General features: G+C 70.5%; 18 protein-coding genes. 13 read left to right on the top strand and 5 right to left on the bottom strand.

Annotation, left to right across the window (positions count from 1 at the left end; all coding sequences use genetic code 11):
* Entirely contained in the window at nucleotides 1-987 is a 987-nt protein-coding gene (locus ACN269_RS15255; protein ID WP_421473076.1) for an ABC transporter permease, read from the top strand.
* Nucleotides 988-1,133: 146 nt separating this feature from the next.
* Nucleotides 1,134-2,876, top strand: coding sequence for an ABC transporter substrate-binding protein (locus tag ACN269_RS15250; RefSeq protein ID WP_421473075.1), 1,743 nt, complete (start codon nucleotides 1,134-1,136; stop codon nucleotides 2,874-2,876).
* Between the two features lie 66 nt (nucleotides 2,877-2,942).
* On the opposite strand, the gene ACN269_RS15245 is transcribed toward ACN269_RS15250, so the two are convergent.
* Nucleotides 2,943-3,707 carry a DUF427 domain-containing protein gene (locus tag ACN269_RS15245; RefSeq protein ID WP_421473074.1) on the bottom strand — a complete coding sequence of 255 codons (765 nt, stop codon included), beginning with the start codon at nucleotides 3,705-3,707 and terminating at the stop codon, nucleotides 2,943-2,945.
* 145 nt (nucleotides 3,708-3,852) lie between these two features.
* On the opposite strand from ACN269_RS15245, the gene ACN269_RS15240 reads away from it, so the two are divergent.
* From ACN269_RS15240 to ACN269_RS15215, 6 genes are all read left to right on the top strand, one after another.
* Entirely contained in the window at nucleotides 3,853-4,146 is a 294-nt protein-coding gene (locus ACN269_RS15240; protein ID WP_421473073.1) for a hypothetical protein, read from the top strand.
* A 1-nt stretch (nucleotide 4,147) separates the two neighbouring features.
* On the top strand, nucleotides 4,148-4,825 hold the full coding sequence (locus ACN269_RS15235) for a uridylate kinase (protein ID WP_421473072.1): 678 nt from the start codon (nucleotides 4,148-4,150) through the stop codon (nucleotides 4,823-4,825).
* A gap of 16 nt (nucleotides 4,826-4,841) precedes the next feature.
* Complete coding sequence (locus tag ACN269_RS15230) at nucleotides 4,842-5,456, top strand: ATP-binding protein (protein ID WP_421473071.1); 615 nt, start codon at nucleotides 4,842-4,844, stop codon at nucleotides 5,454-5,456.
* Between the two features lie 124 nt (nucleotides 5,457-5,580).
* Nucleotides 5,581-6,582, top strand: a complete 1,002-nt coding sequence (locus tag ACN269_RS15225; protein WP_421473070.1) for a hypothetical protein — start codon at nucleotides 5,581-5,583, stop codon at nucleotides 6,580-6,582.
* A 71-nt stretch (nucleotides 6,583-6,653) separates the two neighbouring features.
* Complete coding sequence (locus tag ACN269_RS15220; protein WP_421473069.1) at nucleotides 6,654-7,028, top strand: DUF805 domain-containing protein; 375 nt, start codon at nucleotides 6,654-6,656, stop codon at nucleotides 7,026-7,028.
* 256 nt (nucleotides 7,029-7,284) lie between these two features.
* Nucleotides 7,285-7,923: a DUF7003 family protein gene (locus ACN269_RS15215; RefSeq protein WP_421473068.1), complete on the top strand. Its 639-nt coding sequence runs from the start codon at nucleotides 7,285-7,287 to the stop codon at nucleotides 7,921-7,923.
* A 54-nt stretch (nucleotides 7,924-7,977) separates the two neighbouring features.
* On the opposite strand, the gene ACN269_RS15210 is transcribed toward ACN269_RS15215, so the two are convergent.
* Together ACN269_RS15210 and ACN269_RS15205 are read right to left on the bottom strand one after the other, a co-directional pair.
* Nucleotides 7,978-8,730: an SDR family NAD(P)-dependent oxidoreductase gene (locus ACN269_RS15210; protein ID WP_421473067.1), complete on the bottom strand. Its 753-nt coding sequence runs from the start codon at nucleotides 8,728-8,730 to the stop codon at nucleotides 7,978-7,980.
* Nucleotides 8,731-8,763: 33 nt separating this feature from the next.
* Nucleotides 8,764-10,908 carry a prolyl oligopeptidase family serine peptidase gene (locus ACN269_RS15205; RefSeq protein ID WP_421473066.1) on the bottom strand — a complete coding sequence of 715 codons (2,145 nt, stop codon included), beginning with the start codon at nucleotides 10,906-10,908 and terminating at the stop codon, nucleotides 8,764-8,766.
* An 87-nt stretch (nucleotides 10,909-10,995) separates the two neighbouring features.
* Between ACN269_RS15205 and mshB the strand changes: the two genes are divergently transcribed.
* The 3 genes from mshB to ACN269_RS15190 all read left to right on the top strand — a co-directional run bounded on the left by mshB (nucleotide 10,996) and on the right by ACN269_RS15190 (nucleotide 12,922).
* Nucleotides 10,996-11,922, top strand: coding sequence for an N-acetyl-1-D-myo-inositol-2-amino-2-deoxy-alpha-D-glucopyranoside deacetylase (gene mshB, locus ACN269_RS15200; RefSeq protein WP_421473065.1), 927 nt, complete (start codon nucleotides 10,996-10,998; stop codon nucleotides 11,920-11,922).
* A gap of 17 nt (nucleotides 11,923-11,939) precedes the next feature.
* Complete coding sequence (locus ACN269_RS15195) at nucleotides 11,940-12,377, top strand: hypothetical protein (RefSeq protein ID WP_421473064.1); 438 nt, start codon at nucleotides 11,940-11,942, stop codon at nucleotides 12,375-12,377.
* An 80-nt stretch (nucleotides 12,378-12,457) separates the two neighbouring features.
* Nucleotides 12,458-12,922, top strand: a complete 465-nt coding sequence (locus ACN269_RS15190) for a hypothetical protein (RefSeq protein ID WP_421473063.1) — start codon at nucleotides 12,458-12,460, stop codon at nucleotides 12,920-12,922.
* A 193-nt stretch (nucleotides 12,923-13,115) separates the two neighbouring features.
* Here ACN269_RS15190 and ACN269_RS15185 read toward each other — a convergent pair whose 3' ends face one another.
* Nucleotides 13,116-14,078, bottom strand: a complete 963-nt coding sequence (locus tag ACN269_RS15185) for a GNAT family N-acetyltransferase (protein WP_421473062.1) — start codon at nucleotides 14,076-14,078, stop codon at nucleotides 13,116-13,118.
* Between the two features lie 79 nt (nucleotides 14,079-14,157).
* On the opposite strand from ACN269_RS15185, the gene fdxA reads away from it, so the two are divergent.
* Both fdxA and dapC read left to right on the top strand, forming a co-directional pair.
* Nucleotides 14,158-14,484, top strand: a complete 327-nt coding sequence (gene fdxA / locus ACN269_RS15180) for a ferredoxin (protein WP_007464872.1) — start codon at nucleotides 14,158-14,160, stop codon at nucleotides 14,482-14,484.
* Nucleotides 14,481-15,590, top strand: a complete 1,110-nt coding sequence (dapC, locus tag ACN269_RS15175) for a succinyldiaminopimelate transaminase (RefSeq protein WP_421476358.1) — start codon at nucleotides 14,481-14,483, stop codon at nucleotides 15,588-15,590. Before fdxA ends, dapC begins: the two co-directional genes overlap by 4 nt.
* A gap of 47 nt (nucleotides 15,591-15,637) precedes the next feature.
* Here dapC and ACN269_RS15170 read toward each other — a convergent pair whose 3' ends face one another.
* Nucleotides 15,638-17,479 (bottom strand): M48 family metallopeptidase, encoded by a 1,842-nt coding sequence (locus ACN269_RS15170; RefSeq protein ID WP_421473061.1) that lies wholly within the window; start codon nucleotides 17,477-17,479, stop codon nucleotides 15,638-15,640.
* Between the last annotated feature and the right edge of the window lie 92 nt (nucleotides 17,480-17,571).

Here is a 17,571-nt window from a genome sequence, read left to right as displayed (position 1 = left end):
ATGACGCGATTTCTGATCAAGCGGCTCTTCTCGGCGGTGCTGACCCTCTTCGCGGTGAGCGTGTTGACGTTCCTGATGTTCTTCGCGCTGCCCCGCGACCCGGTGAGCAGTATCTGCTCCAAGAACTGCAACCCGGAGCGGCTGGAGCGGGTCCGCGACGACCTGGGCCTCAACGACCCGTTGGTCAGCCAGTACGCCGGCTACATGAAGGGCATCGTCACCGGTCGGGACCTGGGCAGCGCCCAGGGTGGCCGGTGCGACGCGCCCTGCCTGGGCTGGTCGTACGTCACCAACGAGGCGGTCTCGGACACCATCGCCCGGGTGCTGCCGGTGACACTGAGCATCGTGATCCCGGCGGCCGTCCTCTGGCTGCTGCTCGGGGTGGGGCTGGGCATGGTCTCGGCGTTGCGCCGGGGCACCTGGCTGGACCGGGCCGCCATCGGCTTCTCGCTCACCGGCGCGTCGTTGCAGCTCTACTTCGTGGGCGCGGTGCTGCTGCTGGTGTTCGTCTACAACCTGCGCTGGCTGCCGGTGCCGAGCTACACGTCCCTGTTCGACAATCCGGCGAAGTGGGCCAGTGGGCTGGTGCTCGCCTGGGTGGCGTTGGCATTCCTGTTCTCGGCGATCTACGCCCGGCTGTCCCGGGCGCAGATGCTGGAGACGCTCTCCGAGGACTTCGTCCGCACCGCGCGGGCCAAGGGCCTGTCCAAACCCAAGGTGTACGGGCGGCACGCGCTGCGCGCGGCGATCACCCCGGTGGTGACCATCGCGGGGCTGGACGTCGGTGGGGCGCTGGGCGGCACGGTGATCACCGAGACGACGTTCGGCATCCAGGGGCTGGGGCGTACGGCGGTGGACGCAGTGAAAGCCGGAGACCTGCCCACCATCATGGCCACCGTGCTGATCGCGGCGGTCTTCGTGGTGCTGGCGAACATGCTGGTGGACCTGCTGTACGCGGCCATCGACCCACGGGTGCGGCTGCGCTGACCCGTTCGTCGTCCCGCGCGTGGCCGCTGGCGAAATTTATCGACAACTGTTACACAAATTGTAGTTTTTCTTCCTTACGATCCTCGGGACGTCGGCGGTTCCCGCCCCGACGGAACCGCACGGCAGATGGGTGAAGGAGGTACTTCATGCGACCACGCGTGGCGGTTGCCGCAGGCGGCGCGATCGCTCTGGTTGTGGCATTGGGTGCGTGCTCGAAGAACACGGGCGAGGGCACCACGGTGGACAACAGCCGGCAGCAGACCGGGGTCATCGCGACCGACCCCAAGGACTCACAGGGGCCGGCGGCCGAGGTGAGCGGCGCCGCGAAGGGCGGCACCTTCACCATCATCCGGGAGTCGCCGATCTCCCACCTCGACCCGCAGCGGACGTACTCGTTCGCCGGCCTCATGACCAACCCGCTCTTCGCGCGCTACCTCACCACCTGGAAGGACGACGGCAAGGGCGGCCTGGTCCTCGTCGGTGACCTCGCCGAGACGCCGGGCAAGAACGTCAACAACGACTGCAAGGTCTGGGAATTCACCATCAAGGACGGGGTGAAGTTCGAGGACGGCCGGCCGATCACCGCCAAGGAGATCGCGTACGGCATCGCCCGCTCCTTCGACCCCGACCTCTCCGGTGGCCCGACCTATATCCAGGAGTGGCTGGCCGACACCCCGCAGTTCGACACCAAGTGGGACTTCAAGAAGAACAAGACGTCCCTGCCGCCGGGTCTGACCACGCCGGACTCGAAGACGCTGCGGTTCGAGTTCGCCAAGCCGCGCTGTGACCTGCCGTTCGCCGTCTCGCTGCCGACCACCGCACCGCTGCCCCCGGACAAGGACACCGGCATCGACCTGGACAAGCAGCCGTTCTCGTCCGGCCCCTACAAGGTCGCCAAGAACCAGGTCGGCGTGCAGCTCACGCTCGACCGCAACCCGAACTGGGACCCCAACACCGACCCGGTCCGGCACCAGTACCCGGACCAGTTCGTGTGGAGTTTCGGCCCGACCGCGGACGCCGCCAACAACCGGGTGATCGCCGACAACGGCGCCGACCAGAGCGCGCTCGCCTTCAACGCCGTACCCGCCTCCCTGGTCGCCAAGGTGGCCGGGGACGCCGCGCTGAAGTCGCGCAGCATCCTCTCGCCGACGCCGAGCGCCAACCAGCTCGTCATCAACAACCAGCGGGTCAAGGACCTCAAGGTCCGCCAGGCGCTCAACTACGCCATCGACCGCGAGGGCATGGTCAAGGCGCTCGGTGGCCAGAACGTGGCCGCCCCGCTGACCACGCTGATGCCGCCGGCCACGATCGGCTACAAGGCGTACGAGGCGTACCCGGCGGGCCCCAACGGCGACGTCGCCAAGGCCAAGGAACTGCTCGGCGGGCAGACGCCGGAGCTGGTCCTCGGTGTCGCCGACAACTCGACCGAACAGCAGCAGGGCGCCCAGCTCAAGGCCAACCTGGAGCGTGCCGGCTTCAAGATCACGCTGCGGAACATCTCGGACGACGCCAAGCTCGACGAGATCAAGAAGAAGGACAACCCGTGGGACCTGTACATCGGTAACTGGGCTGCGGACTGGCCGAGCGGCGCGGCGATCCTGCCGGTGCTGTACGACGGCCGCAGCATCAAGGCCGAGGGGAACAGCAACCAGTCGTACTTCAACGACCCGACGATCAACGCCGAGATGGACCGGATCCTGGCGCTCGCCCCGTCCGAGCAGGGCCCGGAGTGGGCCAAGCTGGACGAGCGGATCATGAAGGAGCACGCACCCGTGGTGCCGCTCTACGTCGACGTGGCTTACCACGTGCACGGCTCCAAGGCCGGTGGCGTCTTCGTCTCCAGCGTCTTCGGCTACCCGGCGTTCGTCAACGCGTTCGTCAAGCCGTAGGTCGTCGTACCGCGCGCGGGGCCCCTTTCGACAGCGTCGTCGAAAGGGGCCCTTGCCGATTCTTGATCAGTGAAAGGGCGTTGTCGGCCGGCTCAGTCGCTCGCCGTCGACGAAGACATCGACTTTCTCGTTGTAGAAGGCGATCAGGCCGGCGATCGGCAGGAGTGCGGCCGTCGGGAAGTCGTACGACCAGGCCAGGTCCGGGTGGGTCTGGTCACCGAGACGGATGGACCAGTAGTCGCTGGTCTGGCCCTTGTACGGGCAGGCGGTCCTCGTCGCCGACGCCACGAGGTGCTCGAAGTTCACGTCGGTCCGGTTGAGGTAGTAGCGAGGCGGTAGACCGGTTTCGAAGACCAGCACGGGCGATGTCGACTCGGCCAGGACGACCCCTTCCAGTTCCACCCTGACGCTGCGGGTGGAACGCACCGCGTCCACCCGCGCAAACGGGTTGCGGGGGTGGACGAAGACCTCTTCGTCCTCCTCGAACCACGCATCCATGGCTGCCCAGTCGAACCGGATCGTGTTCGCCAATCCGGCCAGCGCGTCGTCTCCGTACAACCGCCCGCACGAAGGACGGATCGTCTCGCCAACCTGTAGCCCGTGCAGCCGCGCGGTCCCGCGCGGGGTCACCTCGGTGTGCTGGCCCTCGATCAACAGGTCGCGATTCAGGTCGTCGACGGGGATGTAGTACTGCGGGAAGAACGGCCATTCCCACACGTACAACGCCCGCGTGGTGTCCAGTACCTGCTCGCCGCCGAGGAAGGCTCGGATCCGGCGAGGCACCGGCTCGATGTGACCGACCGGGACGATCATCTTCGGATAATCCGACACGTTGTCCTCCCGTGCGTTTGTTGCAGAGACCGTAACCGATGTCGCCTTTCGTGACGAGTCCTTCGCGGCAGAGGTCATGTGGCGTCGGCGACGCCGTACTGGAAGGGGTCCTGCCGTTCGGGCCTTTTCGCGGGAAGATGGCCGGGTGAAGCCGATCTACCCAGATGACGGCGATGTCGATCGGGACGCCGTACCCGGCCTGCGTCCCGTACCCACGGACGACGCCACGTCAGTCACGGTCGACGTCGACGGAGAGATCTTCGCTCTGCGCCCGAACGAATGCGACGGCACCGACTACACGTGGCTCAGCGGGCCGAACCCCGGCTACGGATTCGGTGTGGGCCCGACGCTCGGCCTGTCGCTCGACGAGCACCGGAAGAACATCCGTGACTTCCTGGCCACGGTCGATCCGGCCACCGGGCGCATCGAGGACGACTGACATGAGGCCGGGACCGCGCCGTGCGGAGCTGCTCGCCCGTCTCGCCGAGGCGGTCGGCTCCGTCGACGTCGCACACCCGGTACGGGTCGCCGTCGACGGTCCACCAGCCGCCGGCAAGACCATCCTCGCCGACGAACTCGCCGTCGTCCTGCGGAATCAGGGCCGCTACGTCATCCGCGCGACGGTCGACGACTTCCTCTTTCCCCGGGCGCGACGCTATCCGCGCGGCGAATACTCGGCCGAAGGCTGCTATTTCGACACCCACGACTGGGCGGCACTGAACCGGGTGCTGCTCGACCCCCTCGGACCGGGCGGCGATCGGGGCTTCCAGCCCGCGGTGTACGACCACGCTACGGATGCCGTGCTGTCCCCGCCGAGCAGGACGGCCCCGGCCGACGCCGTGCTGGTGTTCGACGGCGTCTTCCTCATGCGCCCGGAACTGATCGATCGGTGGGAGCTGCGCATTCTCGTGTCCTCGGCGATCGAGACGACGGTGGACCGTGCCGTGATCCGAGAGCGGCGGGTGTCCTCCCGGGCGGAGGTCGAACGGCGCTGGCGGGAGCGTTACATCCCCGCCCAGCAGCTCTACTTCGACATCGTGCGCCCGAGGGATCAGGCCGACTTCGTCGTGCACAATGACGAGCCGCAGAAGCCGGTCTGGCAGACCCGGGCACGCTGACCGTAGAGGAGCCGTGATGACGCGACCGACACTGTTCCTGACGGTGGGGCTCCCGTGTACCGGAAAGACCACCGCCGCCCGGCGGATCGAGGTGGAGCAGAAGGCGCTTCGGCTGACCAAGGACGAGTGGGTGAAGGCCCTCTACGGGGCCGAGAATCCGCCGGCGGCCTCGGACGTCATCGAGGGGCGACTCGTCGAGATCGGGCTGCGGGCCCTCGAACTCGGCAACAACGTGGTGATCGACTTCGGCCTCTGGGGCCGGGACGAGCGTTCCGCCCTGCGACAGGCCGCGGCCGACCTCGGCGCGGAGGTGGAGCTGCGCTACTTCGAACTCACCCCGGCCGAGCAGCGCGAACGGCTCGATCAGCGCCAGGCGGACGCACCCCACACGACGTGGCCCATGTCCGACGAGGAACTCGCCGAGTGGGCCGCCCGCATCGACGTCCCGACGCCGGGCGAACTCGACGGCTCCGAACCCGTCGACGACCCACCGGCCGGTTTCACGACCTGGAACGAGTGGCGCGCCGACCGCTGGCCGCCAACCCGCCGCGACCTCCCCGACGGTGACGCGCAGGCAGCAACAACCCTGATGTTGCTGCCTGCCGAGCCTCTGAAGCAGCAGCAACCCTGATGTTGTGACGATCGTGGGCCAGGGGAGGGTGGGCCTGAGGGCAACCACGGCGGATGGCGCGTCACGGGGGACTGTCGTACGCGCGGTTTAGCGTCGTCGGTGTCGACAGGCGGGGAGGCGGGTCATGACCGACTGGGACGGGGTGCGGTTCTGGGATGGCGGCAGCGAGGCCGAGGTGCGGGCGCGCCTGGCGGCGGGAGCCGACCCCTGCGCACCGCGCGGGCGTGACTCGGCCCTGCATGTCGCGGCGGAGCACTCGCCGCCCTCGGTAGTGGCGGCGATGGCCGCGGCGGCATCCGATGTCGATGTCCTGTCCGATGGCCGGTCCCCGCTGTGGCTGGCGGTTCAGTCGCGACGGCACGACAACGCCCGGGTGCTGGCGGCCGCCGGCGCGGACCCGTGGCAGTCGATGATGGCGGGATGGTCGCCCGGTCGGCTGAGCCTCGCCGGTCCCGAGCCTGACCTCTTCGGTGCCGCCCCTGCCGGTGTCGAACTGAGTTCGTCCGAGCGAGATGCCGTCGCGTTGGCCGGTGAGCTGGGCGATCGTCTGCAGGTCGACTATTACGACGGGACCGGGCTTCTCTGCGTCGCGGGCATCGACGCCTCGGAGGCTGTCCGTCGGCTCGACGCCACCCCGATGACCGAGGACGAGTTGCTCGCGCACTACGAGGTCGAGGTCGATGTCGACGAGGATCCCGAGCCGGGGGAGGAGGACGACTGGAGCTGGCTCTCGGAGATGAACGATCTGCTGCTCGTCGGCATCACCGATGTTCCTGGCGGCTGCGTGCTGACCCAGCCATGGGGATATCAGCCGCAGACACCCGTGGTGGGTCGGTCGCTGTCCGCCGGCACCATCGCCTACGGCCTGTACGCGAATCCGAAGAGCGGCAACCAGGGCAGCATCCACCGCGACGGGGAGACGATCGGCTGGGACCTGCACCCTGGCGGTGCCGCGTCGAGCACCGACACCAGTCAGGCGGTCCTGCTCAGCTATCTCTATCGACTGAAGGCTCCCGCATACGCCTGCGCCTTCGTAGGTCTGTGCCCTGCCGACGCGCGATGCATCACCGGTCCCGCCGACCGCTGGGTTCTCCTGCCCGAACGGGACTACTGGGCCAGCCGTTGACCCTGCGGCATCGATCTGCTTGCTTGCTCTCGCGATTACCATGGGAACCCCTCATTGAACGGGAGGCTGCCATGTCCTTCGGTACCGCCGTCAAATCGGTGCTCAGCCAGTACGTCGGCTTCGCAGGCCGGGCCCGCCGGTCTGAGTACTGGTGGTTCGCCCTGTTCACCGTTCTTGTCAGCATCGTCGCTTCCGTCCTGGACAACGCACTGGGATTGAATTTTGTCGACGGTTCGTCGAACGGTTTCATCGGCCTCGTCGTCTCCCTGGCACTGCTGCTGCCGACGCTGGCTGTCGCGGTGCGCCGCCTGCACGACACCGACAAGACGGGGTGGTGGCTGCTGATCGGCCTCGTGCCGATCGTGGGTGCCATCGTCCTGATCGTGTTCTTCGTTCAGGACGGCACGCCCGGAGCGAACCGGTTCGGCCCCAGTCCCAAGGGATGAGCGCCTTGCGCGGCACCCGGTGCGCGGGATGCAAGAGCGGGCGAAAGGCCCCCTTCCGACAGCCCTGCCGGACTGCCGATGCCAGCAGTCGAGCGCCTGATGCGACGACCTCGTTGCGGCGGACCCGTCCGCACAGGTGGCTACGCAGGAATTCCAGTTCCAGCGGAAGCAGTCGCTTTCCAGCGGGAGCAGTCGCTCGGCGGTGCCGTTCGCGGTCAGGTGGGTGCCGCCGCGTGACGCACTACACTGCTCGGCTGTGCGCCCGGCCGACATCCTCGAACAACTCGACGCCGCAGCCGAGGAGTTCCGGTTTCCGGACCTCGACAACGGCTACTACTACGCCGTCGACGCCCGGCTGCACGGATATCGGGACGTGGGGCGATGGGCGCTCATCGTCGAGAGAATCGGCTACTCGCCACGGGCCGGCAACCTCACCGACGTGCTCTACGTGTTCGGCAACTGCCTGACCAGCGGCGAACCTGGCACCGACAACGGCGACTTTCTCGACCGGGTCGACAACTGGGACGAGATAGAGGACCCGGACGAACCGGAGACGTACCGGGGCGGTCCCTTGGTACTTCGCGGTCAGGACATCGCCGTTGCCGGCGAATCGGGTGAGGAGCTGGTCGACGTGCTGCGTCGGCTTGTTCCGCGCCACCGTGAGCTTCTCCTGGCGGACGAACGGGAACTGCGCCGCCGAATCCCCGTCGACCTGCCCGAGGTTCTGCGGCTGGACGAATGGCACCACCCGGACCTGGCCGGCGACGCCCGGCCAAGCCAGTCCGAGACGTTCCGCCAGCTCGCCGATGTGCTGGCGACCGGTGACCTGACGCGGTACACGCCCAGATGGCCGAACACGCACTGGTCGCACTGGCCGGACTCGGGAAGTCTCTGACCGGGCGCAGGCCAGGGCGTACGCCGACCTGCTGCCGGCGCACCCGTCGGAGGCTCAGATCGCGAGGGCTCCGCCGTCCACGGGGAGGAGTACGCCGTGGATGTGTGACGCGTCGTCACTGGCCAGGAAGATCACCGCCGCGGCGGTGTCCTGCACGGTGCCCGTACGCCGGTCCGGGTTGCTCTCGGCGATCTCCTCCAGGAGCGGGCGGAGGTCCTGGTTGCTCTCCGTGAGGGTGGGGCCGGGGGCGACGGTGTTGACCCGTACCCCGTCGGCGGCCAACTCCGCTGCCCACGACCTTGTCAGCGAGTGCAGAGCCGCCTTGCTCGCACCGTACAGCGAGGTGAACTTGATTCCGTCCACTCCGCCGATCGAACCCATGTTGATCACCGAGCCACCGCCGTGCTCGACCATGCCGGGCACCAGAGCGGCCGTCAGCAGGTACGGGGCTTTGACGTTGACCTCCAGCACCAGGTTGACCTGTTCCTCGGTCGAGTCGGTCATGGGGTGCGGCGGCACGAGGAAGGCCGCGTTGTTGACCAGGATGTCGATCGGCCGACCCGCCAGGGCCGTCGCGTCCTGGGCGAGCCGGCGGATTTCGCTGCCGCCCGCGGAGAGGTCTGCCTCGACGAAGTGTGCGGTACCGCCCTCCGCGACGATCCCGTCGACGACCTGAGCGCCCTGCTCCGCGCCGAGCCCGGTCACGATGACGATGGCGCCCTCGCGGGCCATCGCCTCCGCCACGCCCCGCCCAATCCCGCTCGTCGAGCCCGTGACCAGTGCCGCGCGCCCCTCCAGCCGATTCACGTCGGTACCTCCGGTTGTTGCGCGCGGTTCGACTCACCGCAGATGCGTACGCAGGAACTCCAGTTCCAGCGGGAGCAGCCGCTCGGCGGTGCCGTTCGCGGCCATGTGGGTGGCGCCGGTCAGCGGCAGCACGGCGTGCGGCCGGCCGGTCGACAGCAGTGCCGCCGACAACCGGAGCGTGTGCGCGGCCACCACGTTGTCGTCCGCCATGCCGTGTACCAGCAGCAGCGGGCGGGCCTGGTCCGGACCGGTGACCGGCTCGGCGGCCAACTCGACGAGCGAGTGGTGCGCGTACACGTCCATGCCGTCCTCCGGCAGGCCGAGATAGCGCTCGGTGTACGCGGTGTCGTACAGCGCCCAGTCGGTCACCGGGGCGCCGGCGATGCCGCACTTGAACAACTCGGGGTGACGCAGCACGGCCAACCCGGCCAGCCACCCGCCGAACGACCAGCCGCGTACGGCCACCCGGCCGAGGTCCAGGTCCGGGTGCTTACCGGCGAGCGCGGTCAACGCGTCGATCTGGTCGGTCAGGATGACGTCGGCCAGCCGCCGGTGGATCGCCTTCTCGAACGAGGGGGCCACTCCCGGCGTACCCCGGTTGTCGATCGTGACCACCGCGAAACCGGCGTCGGCCCACCACTGCCGCTCCAACCACGCGGCCCGCGCCGCCACCACCTCTTGGTGGCCCGGGCCGCCGTAGATGTCCAGCAGCACCGGCAGTCGTCGGCCCGTCACGTGATTGTCCGGGTAGAGCACCGCCGCCGGGAGCCGCCGGTCGGTCACCCGTTCCAGCAGCGGCAGCGGAGAGTACGGCGGCTCGGCGGCCAGCGACCGCAGCTCGGTCAGCTCCTGGCCGCCGCGCGACACGGTCCAGCGCACCCCGGCGTGGTCCAGCGACGCCGTGCCGACCACCAGCACGTCGCCGCCCACGGCCGCCGTGTGCCAGCCCGAGTCGGTGGTGAGACGCCGGGCGTCCACCCCGCCGCCGATCGTCGTACGGACCCGGAACAGGTGCCGCTCGCTGGGCTCGCCATCGCTCGCCTCCACCAGCAGGTCGGCGGGGCCGCTGACGGCCGGCAACCGACCGACGACCCGCCGCACGTACAGCGAGGGTGGGGTGAGTAGCGTGCCGTCGGCGAACAGGCACCTCGCGTCGTACCCGTCGTGGGCCAGCTCACCCCCGACCAGCACCCGGCCGTCGGGCAGGTGCGCCGGGGTACCGGCGATCGGCTCCACCCAGCGCGGGTCGGCCAGCTCGGCGTGGACCTGCGTCTCACCCGTCCGTGGGTCCACGGCGAGGACCAGCCCGTGCTGCTGCGAGCGGCGCAGCACGGTGATCAGCGGGCTGCCCTCCGCCCAGCTCACCCCGGTCAGGTACGGGTAGGTCTCGCGGTCCCAGTGCACGTCGACCCAGCCGTCGTCGAGGTCCAGCAGGTGCAGGCTCACCTCGGCGTTCGGGCCGCCGGCCCGGGGATACGCGACGGCGGTCGGCGGACTGCCCGGCTCGGCCGGGTCGTGCAGGTGCCAGCGGTCCAGCCGGGACTCGTCCACCCGGGCGGCGAGCACCGTGCGTCCGTCCGGGGCCCACCAGTAGCCCCGGTACCGGCCGAACTCCTCGGCCGCGATGTGCTCGGCCAACCCCCAGCTCACGCCCGCGTCCTCGCCGGCCAACAGGGTGTCGGCACCGTCGGCGTCGATCACCCGCAGTTCGCCCCGGCGTACGCCCTCGGCCGCGTCGGTCACGTACGCCAGGCGCTCGCCGGTCGGATCCGGTCGAGGGTCCAGCACCGGACCGACGGCGGCCACCTCCACCACGTCGCCGTGTACCAGGTCGGCCCGGAACAGGCGTCCGGCCAGCGCGAACACGGCCACCCGGCCGGCGGCGTCCAACGCGTACGAGCCGATGCCGGCGGCGCTGAGCCGGAGCCGTTCCCGCAGCGCCCGCTCACCGGGGGTGAGCGCCCGTACGTCGCCGTCGTCGCCCAGCAGGGCCACTGGGTCGGCCACCAGCCGTTCCTCGCCGGTCGCCACGTCCAGCAGCCAGAGCGCGTCCGCCGGATCCTCCGGACCGGCCGAGCGCAGGAAGATCACCCGGGCGCCGTCCGCGGCCACGGAGACGGCCCGGGGCGCGCCGTGGCTGAACCGGCGGGTACGGGCGGCCAGCTCCGGAAAGTCCACAGGCCAAATCGTAGAGCCGCGCCGGGCGTGATGTGGCCGACCTGGGCGGACGCGTCCAACGACTCCCGGCCCCTACCGCCGGTTAGAGTGACCGTCGTGACGACGCTGCCCGACCGCCGCCTGCTGCTGGTCCACGCGCATCCCGACGACGAGTCGATCGGCACCGGCTCGACCATGGCCCACTACGCCGCCGCCGGGGCGCACGTCACGTTGGTGACCTGCACGCTCGGCGAGGAGGGCGAGATCCACGTACCGGCGCTCGCGCAGCTCGCCGCCGCCGAGGCCGACCAGCTCGGCGGGTACCGGATCGCGGAGCTGGCGGCCGCCTGCGCGGCGCTCGGCGTCGCCGACCACCGCTTCCTGGGCGGCGCCGGTCGCTACCGCGACTCGGGCATGATGGGCCTTGCGACGAACGAGCACCCCCGGGCCTTCTGGCAGGCCGACCTCGACGAGGCCGCCGGGCATCTGGTGGAGATCATGCGAGAGGTACGCCCCCAGGTGCTGGTCACCTACGACCCGAACGGCTTCTACGGGCACCCTGACCACATTCAGGCGCACCGGGTGGCGATGCGCGCCGTCGAGCTGGCCGCCGTCGAGGGCTGCGCCCCGGCGAAGGTCTACTGGACGGCCATGCCGTTGAGCGTGCTGGAGGCCGGCATGTCGCACTTCGCCGAATCCTCGGACAATCCGTTCGCCGGCATCCAGGACCTGGCCGAGCTGCCCTTCGGCACCCCGGACGAGCAGATCGCCGCCCGGATCGACGGCACCGACCAGCATCTCGCCAAGGAGGCGGCGATGCGGGCGCACGCCACCCAGATCCCGGCCACCTCGTGGCTCTACTCGATCGCGGGCAACTTCGGCGGCGAGTTCATGGGTGTGGAGTTCTTCACCCTCGCCGTCGGCGCGAAGGGTCCGGGTTTCGGCCCGTACGGCTGGGAGGACGACCTCTTCGCCGGGCTGATCGGAGAGGCCGACGCGGACCGCTCCCCGGTCGCGGCGGCCGGTCTCCGGTGACGTTGCCCGCCGCGCCGATGTCGGTCGTGAACGACCAGGACGCCCCGCCCCCGGCGGGGCCGCCGCCGCGCCTGCTGGACCTGGGCCTACGGGTGGCCGGCGGGATCGTCGTGGTGGTGGCCGGCGTGGTGACGGGGGTGTTGGAGCTGCTGCTCGCCACCGTCCGGGTCGGCGGGCAGCTCATCGGCGTCTCGGCGTTGCTCGCGGTCGGCGCGAACATCCTGCTGAGCTGGTTCGCGCACGAGGTGGTCGACCGCCGTTGGGCGGTGGCGCTGCCGGCGGTGCCGTGGTTCGCCCTGATGGCGGTGGCGGCCATCCGCACTACCGAGGGCGACCTGCTGCTGGCCGGCGACAACTGGGTCGGCCTGGCGATGATCGTGGCCGGCGCGATGACGTTCGCCGTGATGGGCTTCCGGCAGATCCTCGCCCCGCCATCCACGCTCCGCGCCTGGTGACGTCACACAGCTACGAGTGGTAGATATTCCTGCCAGGGAAGCGGCCCCGCGAGAAGGGGCGTACGGCAGGAGGTCGTGCGATGGACAGACGGTGGCGGATCACCGGGGTGCTCGCGGGTGGGCTCTTCGCGGTCAACGTGATCGCCCGCCTCATCACCCGATTCGTCTTCGACAAAGACGACGCTGCGGCCGACCGGGTCACCCTGGTGATGTTCGTGGTGATCGGGTTGACCCTGGCCGTGGTCGCCTTCCGCTGGGGACGCGCCCGGCCGCTGGCCGCCTGGGCGGGCGACGTGACGGTCGCGGTGTTGATCGCCATGGCCCTGACCGTGCTGGTCGGGCCGCTGCTCGTCGGCTACAACCCCTTCGGGGATGGCGCGGGCACGTTCTTCGCCATGATCTGGCTCTATCTGCTCGCCACCGGCCTCGGCGTGCTGGCCGGCTACCTGGTGGCGACCGCCCTCGGTCTCGACTACCGCTCGCAGCAGCTCAAGCGGTACGCCGAGGTCAAAGCCGCGAAGCCCCGCCGGGTAGTCCGCCGCTGACGCCAGCACCCCGCGCCACCCCTGCGAACCCCCGCGCCAAGCCGCACCTGCGCGCCGAGCCAGACCCCCGCGCCGATCTTGCACTTTCGGTCGCCGGCATGGGCAGGTTCGCCCTTTTTGTCGCCGCAGAAGTGCAAGATCGGCGTCGGAGTCGGCGTCGGCGCGGGCGCGGGGTGGGGGTGGGGGTGGGGGGTCAGGTTGGGGCTACTCGGGTCAGGTAGGTGTGGTGGGTGGTGAAGTTCAGCGTTCGGTAGAGCGCGATGGCGGGCGTGTTGCGCTGCTCCACCTGCAGGAACGCGTGTGTCGCGCCGGCCGACACGCCCCAGGCGGTCAGCTCGCCGATCACGCGTCGGGCCAGCCCCTGCCGACGGGCCGCCGGCACCACCTCGATCAGGCTGAGGCCCAGCCATCGCCCCTGGCCGGTCACCGTCGCCCGGCCGATCGCCGCCAGCGCGCCGTCGACGTACCCGTGGGCGAAGCGGACCTGGTCCACGGCGGTGAGCACGTGCCGGGCGGCATCCGGTAGGCCGCCCTTGCGGCCGGCAGCGATGGCGAGCCAGTCCGCGCTCGGCGCGGTCGCCAGCTCGACGACGGCAGCGTCCGGCCCGCCGAGGTCGACGGCGGCGAGCGGTAGGGGCAGGGACGCGGTCTGTACGAGGGTGGGTGGACGGGTGGTCCAGCCGCGCTCGTCCAACTCGGCGCCGACCGGTGCGGCGAGCGGTAGCGGTGTGTTGATCATCGCGGGCTGACCCCGCTCGGCGTACCAGCGCTCGACCGCGTCCACGGCCGCCGGCAACGGCCGGTCGGGATCGCCGATCGGCAGCGCCGAGTTGGCCCGGCCGGTCCAGCCCTCGGCCGAGCGCAGCAACCAGTCACCGAGTCGGCCGCGGGTCGGGGCGGGCCACGCCTCGTTGGCGGCCCGTTCCAGCGCCACCACCGCCGCGGCCGTCGGCCGGCGGGTCGGTGGCACCCGCTTCGCGCGGTGCACCTGCGCCACCGGGACGCGTAGCGGACCCTGTGCCGTGGCGAGGGTGAGATGAGTCTCGCTCAGCTCGACCAGCTCGCCGAGGGCGTCGCTGAACAGCGGGCGGCCTTCGCGAATCCCCACAATCCGACGGACCACGATCCGATGTCCCACATCCTGCTGTCGGAGCACGATCGACCCCCTCCCCGGCGAGATACTAGGCTCTTACCGTCGCGGGAGATCGCGGCGCGTCTTGCGGAGGAGAAGACCGGTGACCTACATCATCGCCGAGCCGTGCGTGGATGTGCTCGACAAGGCATGCATCGAGGAATGCCCGGTCGACTGCATTTACGAGGGCAACCGGATGCTCTACATCCACCCCGACGAGTGCGTCGACTGTGGTGCCTGTGAGCCCGTCTGCCCGGTGGAGGCGATCTTCTACGAGGATGACGTCCCGGAGCAGTGGAAGGACTACACCGGCGCCAACTACGAGTTCTTCGAGGACCTGGGCTCGCCCGGGGGCGCCTCGAAGATCGGCAAGGTGGAGAAGGACGCGACCTTCGTCGCCGCGCAGCCGCCGCGCGGCGAGGGCCACTGAACCGGCCCGCGCCGGTCTCGGCACGGCTGCCCGAGTTCACCTGGGACACCCTGGACGCCGCGGCCACCCTGGCCGCGGCGCATCCGGATGGCCTGATCAACCTCTCCATGGGTACGCCGGTCGACCCGGTCCCGGCGGTGATCCGTCAGGCGCTGGCTGACGCGTCCGACGCGCCGGGCTACCCGCTGACCGCCGGCACCCCGGCGCTCCGCGCCGCCATCGCCGGGTGGGTGGCCCGGGCCTGTGGCGCGGGCGTCGACGGGCTCGGTGTGCTGCCGACCATCGGCTCCAAAGAGTTGGTCGCCTGGCTGCCCACCCTGCTCGGCATCGGTCCGGGCGACGTGGTGGTCGTACCGTCGATCGCGTATCCGACGTACGAGGACGGCGCCCGGCTGGCCGGTGCCACCGTGGTCCGGGCCGACTCGCTCACCTCGGTCGGGCCGACGCCGCGGGTCCGGTTGGTCTGGATCAACTCGCCCGGTAACCCGACGGGTCGGGTGCTGCCCGCGGCGCACCTGCGCAAGGTCGTCGACTGGGCCCGGGAGCGCGGCGCGGTGGTCGCCAGCGACGAGTGTTACCTGCCGCTGGGCTGGTCGGCCGAGCCGGTCTCGGTGCTCTCCCCGCAGGTCTGCGGCGGCGACTACACCGGCGTGCTGGCCGTGCACTCGCTCTCCAAGCGGTCCAACCTCGCCGGTTACCGGGCCGGGTTCGTGGCCGGGGATCCGACCCTCGTCGCCGAGCTGCTGAAGATCCGTAAGCACGCCGGCATGATCGTGCCCGCGCCGGTGCAGGCCGCGATGGTGGCTGCCCTGCACGACGAGGAGCACGCCGTCGAGCAGCGGGAGCGCTACCGCGCCCGGCGCGAGGTGCTCAGCGCCGCGTTCACCGAGGCCGGTTTCACGATCGAGCACTCGGAGGCGGGCCTCTACCTCTGGCTCACCCGGGACGAGGACTGTTGGCAGACCGTCGACTGGCTGGCCCGGCGCGGCATCCTGGTCGCGGCCGGCGCCTTCTACGGCCCCGCCGCCCAGCGGTACGTGCGGGCGGCGCTCACCGAGTCCGACGAGCACGTCGCCGCCGTCGCGGCACGCCTCGCCGAAGCCTGACCGCGCTCCGGGCGGCCGACCCCGTGCGGTCGACCGCCCGGCGGGCGTCAGTCGCTGATCCGGTCGAAGACCCGCAGCAGGGTGTCCCGGCTCTGCTTCTCCAGCAGTTCGCTGCTCATCAGCTCCTGCATGGCGACCACCCGGCCGTCGTGCAGGGTCAGCTCCGCCTTCAGCGGCACCTTCCGCTTGACGTCCACGGAGGCGATCTCCTCGTACGGCAGGAACGTGTGCCGGGTCGCCAGCTCCGCGATCGGCACCGACTCGACCAGCGCGCGTAGCCGCGTCTCGCCCTGGCTGGCCTTGCCGGGGTCGGCGACCAGGACCAGCCCACGGTCGAGGATGAGCACATCGTGCTCGGTGCCGTCGATCTTGATGTTGGCGAGCGCGCCGATCAGGTCGGCGTCCCGCCCGGAGAGCCGCTCCTCCACCACTGTCGCGTCGGACGGGTCGACCCCCAACTCCGCCAGCCGGGCCAGCGCCACGTCCAGGGTCTGCGGCGCGACGGCCAGCTTGGCGATCTCGGCGAGGTCCCAGGGTTGCCCGTCCGGGCCGACGAGCCGCGCCGGACCGGACCAGGAGAGCTGCCAGTGGGCCCCACCGGAGCGGACGGCCGCGTTGTCCAGCAGCGTCTCCATCGGCCCGGCGAACCGGGCGGCCGCCTCCTTGCGGGTCGCGTCGCCGAAGAACTGCTCGGCGAACTCACCCAGCCGGCCGGACTTGACCAGCTCCAGCACGGTCGTGAGGCCCGGCGTGGTGACACCGGTGAACCGCCCCGCGGCCCGGTAGATGCCGTCCGCCCGCTGTTGCACCATGGCCGCCACCGACGCGGCGGTGAACTGCGTCCAGGGCAGCACCTGACGGCTGCCGTGGTCGACCACGAGACCCTGCAACTGCCGGCCGGCGTCGCCGATGTCGGCGAGCAGCAGCGCGGCCGGCCGTTCGTCCGGCGTGACCGCCCCGGCCGGCAGGTCCGCCATCGCGGCAACCCGGACGCCGATCGGCGGGTGGGTGTCCCACGGCGACGGCTTGCGGTCGGGGGCGTTCTCCCGCAACTCGGCCAGCTCATCTCGGCGGGCATCGAGCAGCTTGCCGAAGCCGCCGAAGAGGTCGTCCGGCGCGAGCCCGGCGGACCAGCCCCCCTCGACGTACCCGCGCATGAAGAAGCTCCAGGCGGCGCCCAGCGCCGGCAGCGTACGCAGTGCGGAGGCCGCGGCGTCGTGCCCGGCCAGCAGCACCGAGGAACGGTCGGCCTCCAGCTCCTGCCTCCGTGACGCGGCGTTGTCGACAATCAGGTAGAGCTTCGAGTAACCCTTGAAGACCCAGCCGATCGGGTTGCGCGGACTGATCCGGTCCAGCGTTTCCGCGATGGCCAGCCGACCCCGGTACGCGACACCGCCGAGCCGGGTGTGCTTGCCGGAGTAGTGGCCCAGCTCGTGGGCGAGCACCCCACGTAGCTGGTCCACCCGCATCGCCTGGAGCAACGGCAGGCCGACGTACAGGGTGCGCCGCCCGCCGACCAGGCCGAGCAGTCGGCTCTGCTCGGCGACCGCGGCGTTCACCTCGGGCACCAGCCGGATCTCGTCCGGAGCGCGGGTACCGACCGCGGTGGCCAGCTCCCGCACGGTGGCCCACAGGTCCGGCGCCGCATCCTCGGTGAGGACCAGACCGGGTGCCGGCTCGTTCTTCGTTCGGATCGCGCGCCACAGCCCGGCGGCGACCGCACCCAGCGCGACGACGAGGGGCAGCAGCAGCTTCCCGGTGACGAGCCCGCTGGTGTGGCCGTAGAGCCAGAACCCGAGCGCGACGACGGCGGCGAGCTGTAGGAGCGCGACGACGTAGAAGCCGATCAACATGACCACCGAGGCGAGCGCCCGGTATGTCGCGGACATTTCATTTCCTCCCGCTGTTCGCCCGCAACCAGACGGCGGGCAGCGGAGCGGACCGTACGACGATGATCAGCAGTGGACAACCCCCTTCCGGA

This window comes from Micromonospora sp. WMMD736 (assembly GCF_049179015.1).
In the GTDB taxonomy this organism is placed as follows: Bacteria; Actinomycetota; Actinomycetes; order Mycobacteriales; family Micromonosporaceae; genus Micromonospora.
This window is presented reverse-complemented; position numbering and strand designations above follow the sequence as displayed.

Coding starts and splice junctions, on each gene's coding strand:
- ACN269_RS15220 (WP_421473069.1), top strand. CDS start 6,654: ATGTCCTTCGGTACCGCCGTCAAATCGGTGCTCAGCCAGTACGTCGGC.
- ACN269_RS15195 (WP_421473064.1), top strand. CDS start 11,940: ATGTCGGTCGTGAACGACCAGGACGCCCCGCCCCCGGCGGGGCCGCCG.
- ACN269_RS15230 (WP_421473071.1), top strand. CDS start 4,842: ATGACGCGACCGACACTGTTCCTGACGGTGGGGCTCCCGTGTACCGGA.
- ACN269_RS15255 (WP_421473076.1), top strand. CDS start 1: ATGACGCGATTTCTGATCAAGCGGCTCTTCTCGGCGGTGCTGACCCTC.
- ACN269_RS15190 (WP_421473063.1), top strand. CDS start 12,458: ATGGACAGACGGTGGCGGATCACCGGGGTGCTCGCGGGTGGGCTCTTC.
- ACN269_RS15250 (WP_421473075.1), top strand. CDS start 1,134: ATGCGACCACGCGTGGCGGTTGCCGCAGGCGGCGCGATCGCTCTGGTT.
- ACN269_RS15235 (WP_421473072.1), top strand. CDS start 4,148: ATGAGGCCGGGACCGCGCCGTGCGGAGCTGCTCGCCCGTCTCGCCGAG.
- ACN269_RS15225 (WP_421473070.1), top strand. CDS start 5,581: ATGACCGACTGGGACGGGGTGCGGTTCTGGGATGGCGGCAGCGAGGCC.
- ACN269_RS15170 (WP_421473061.1), bottom strand. CDS start 17,479: ATGTCCGCGACATACCGGGCGCTCGCCTCGGTGGTCATGTTGATCGGC.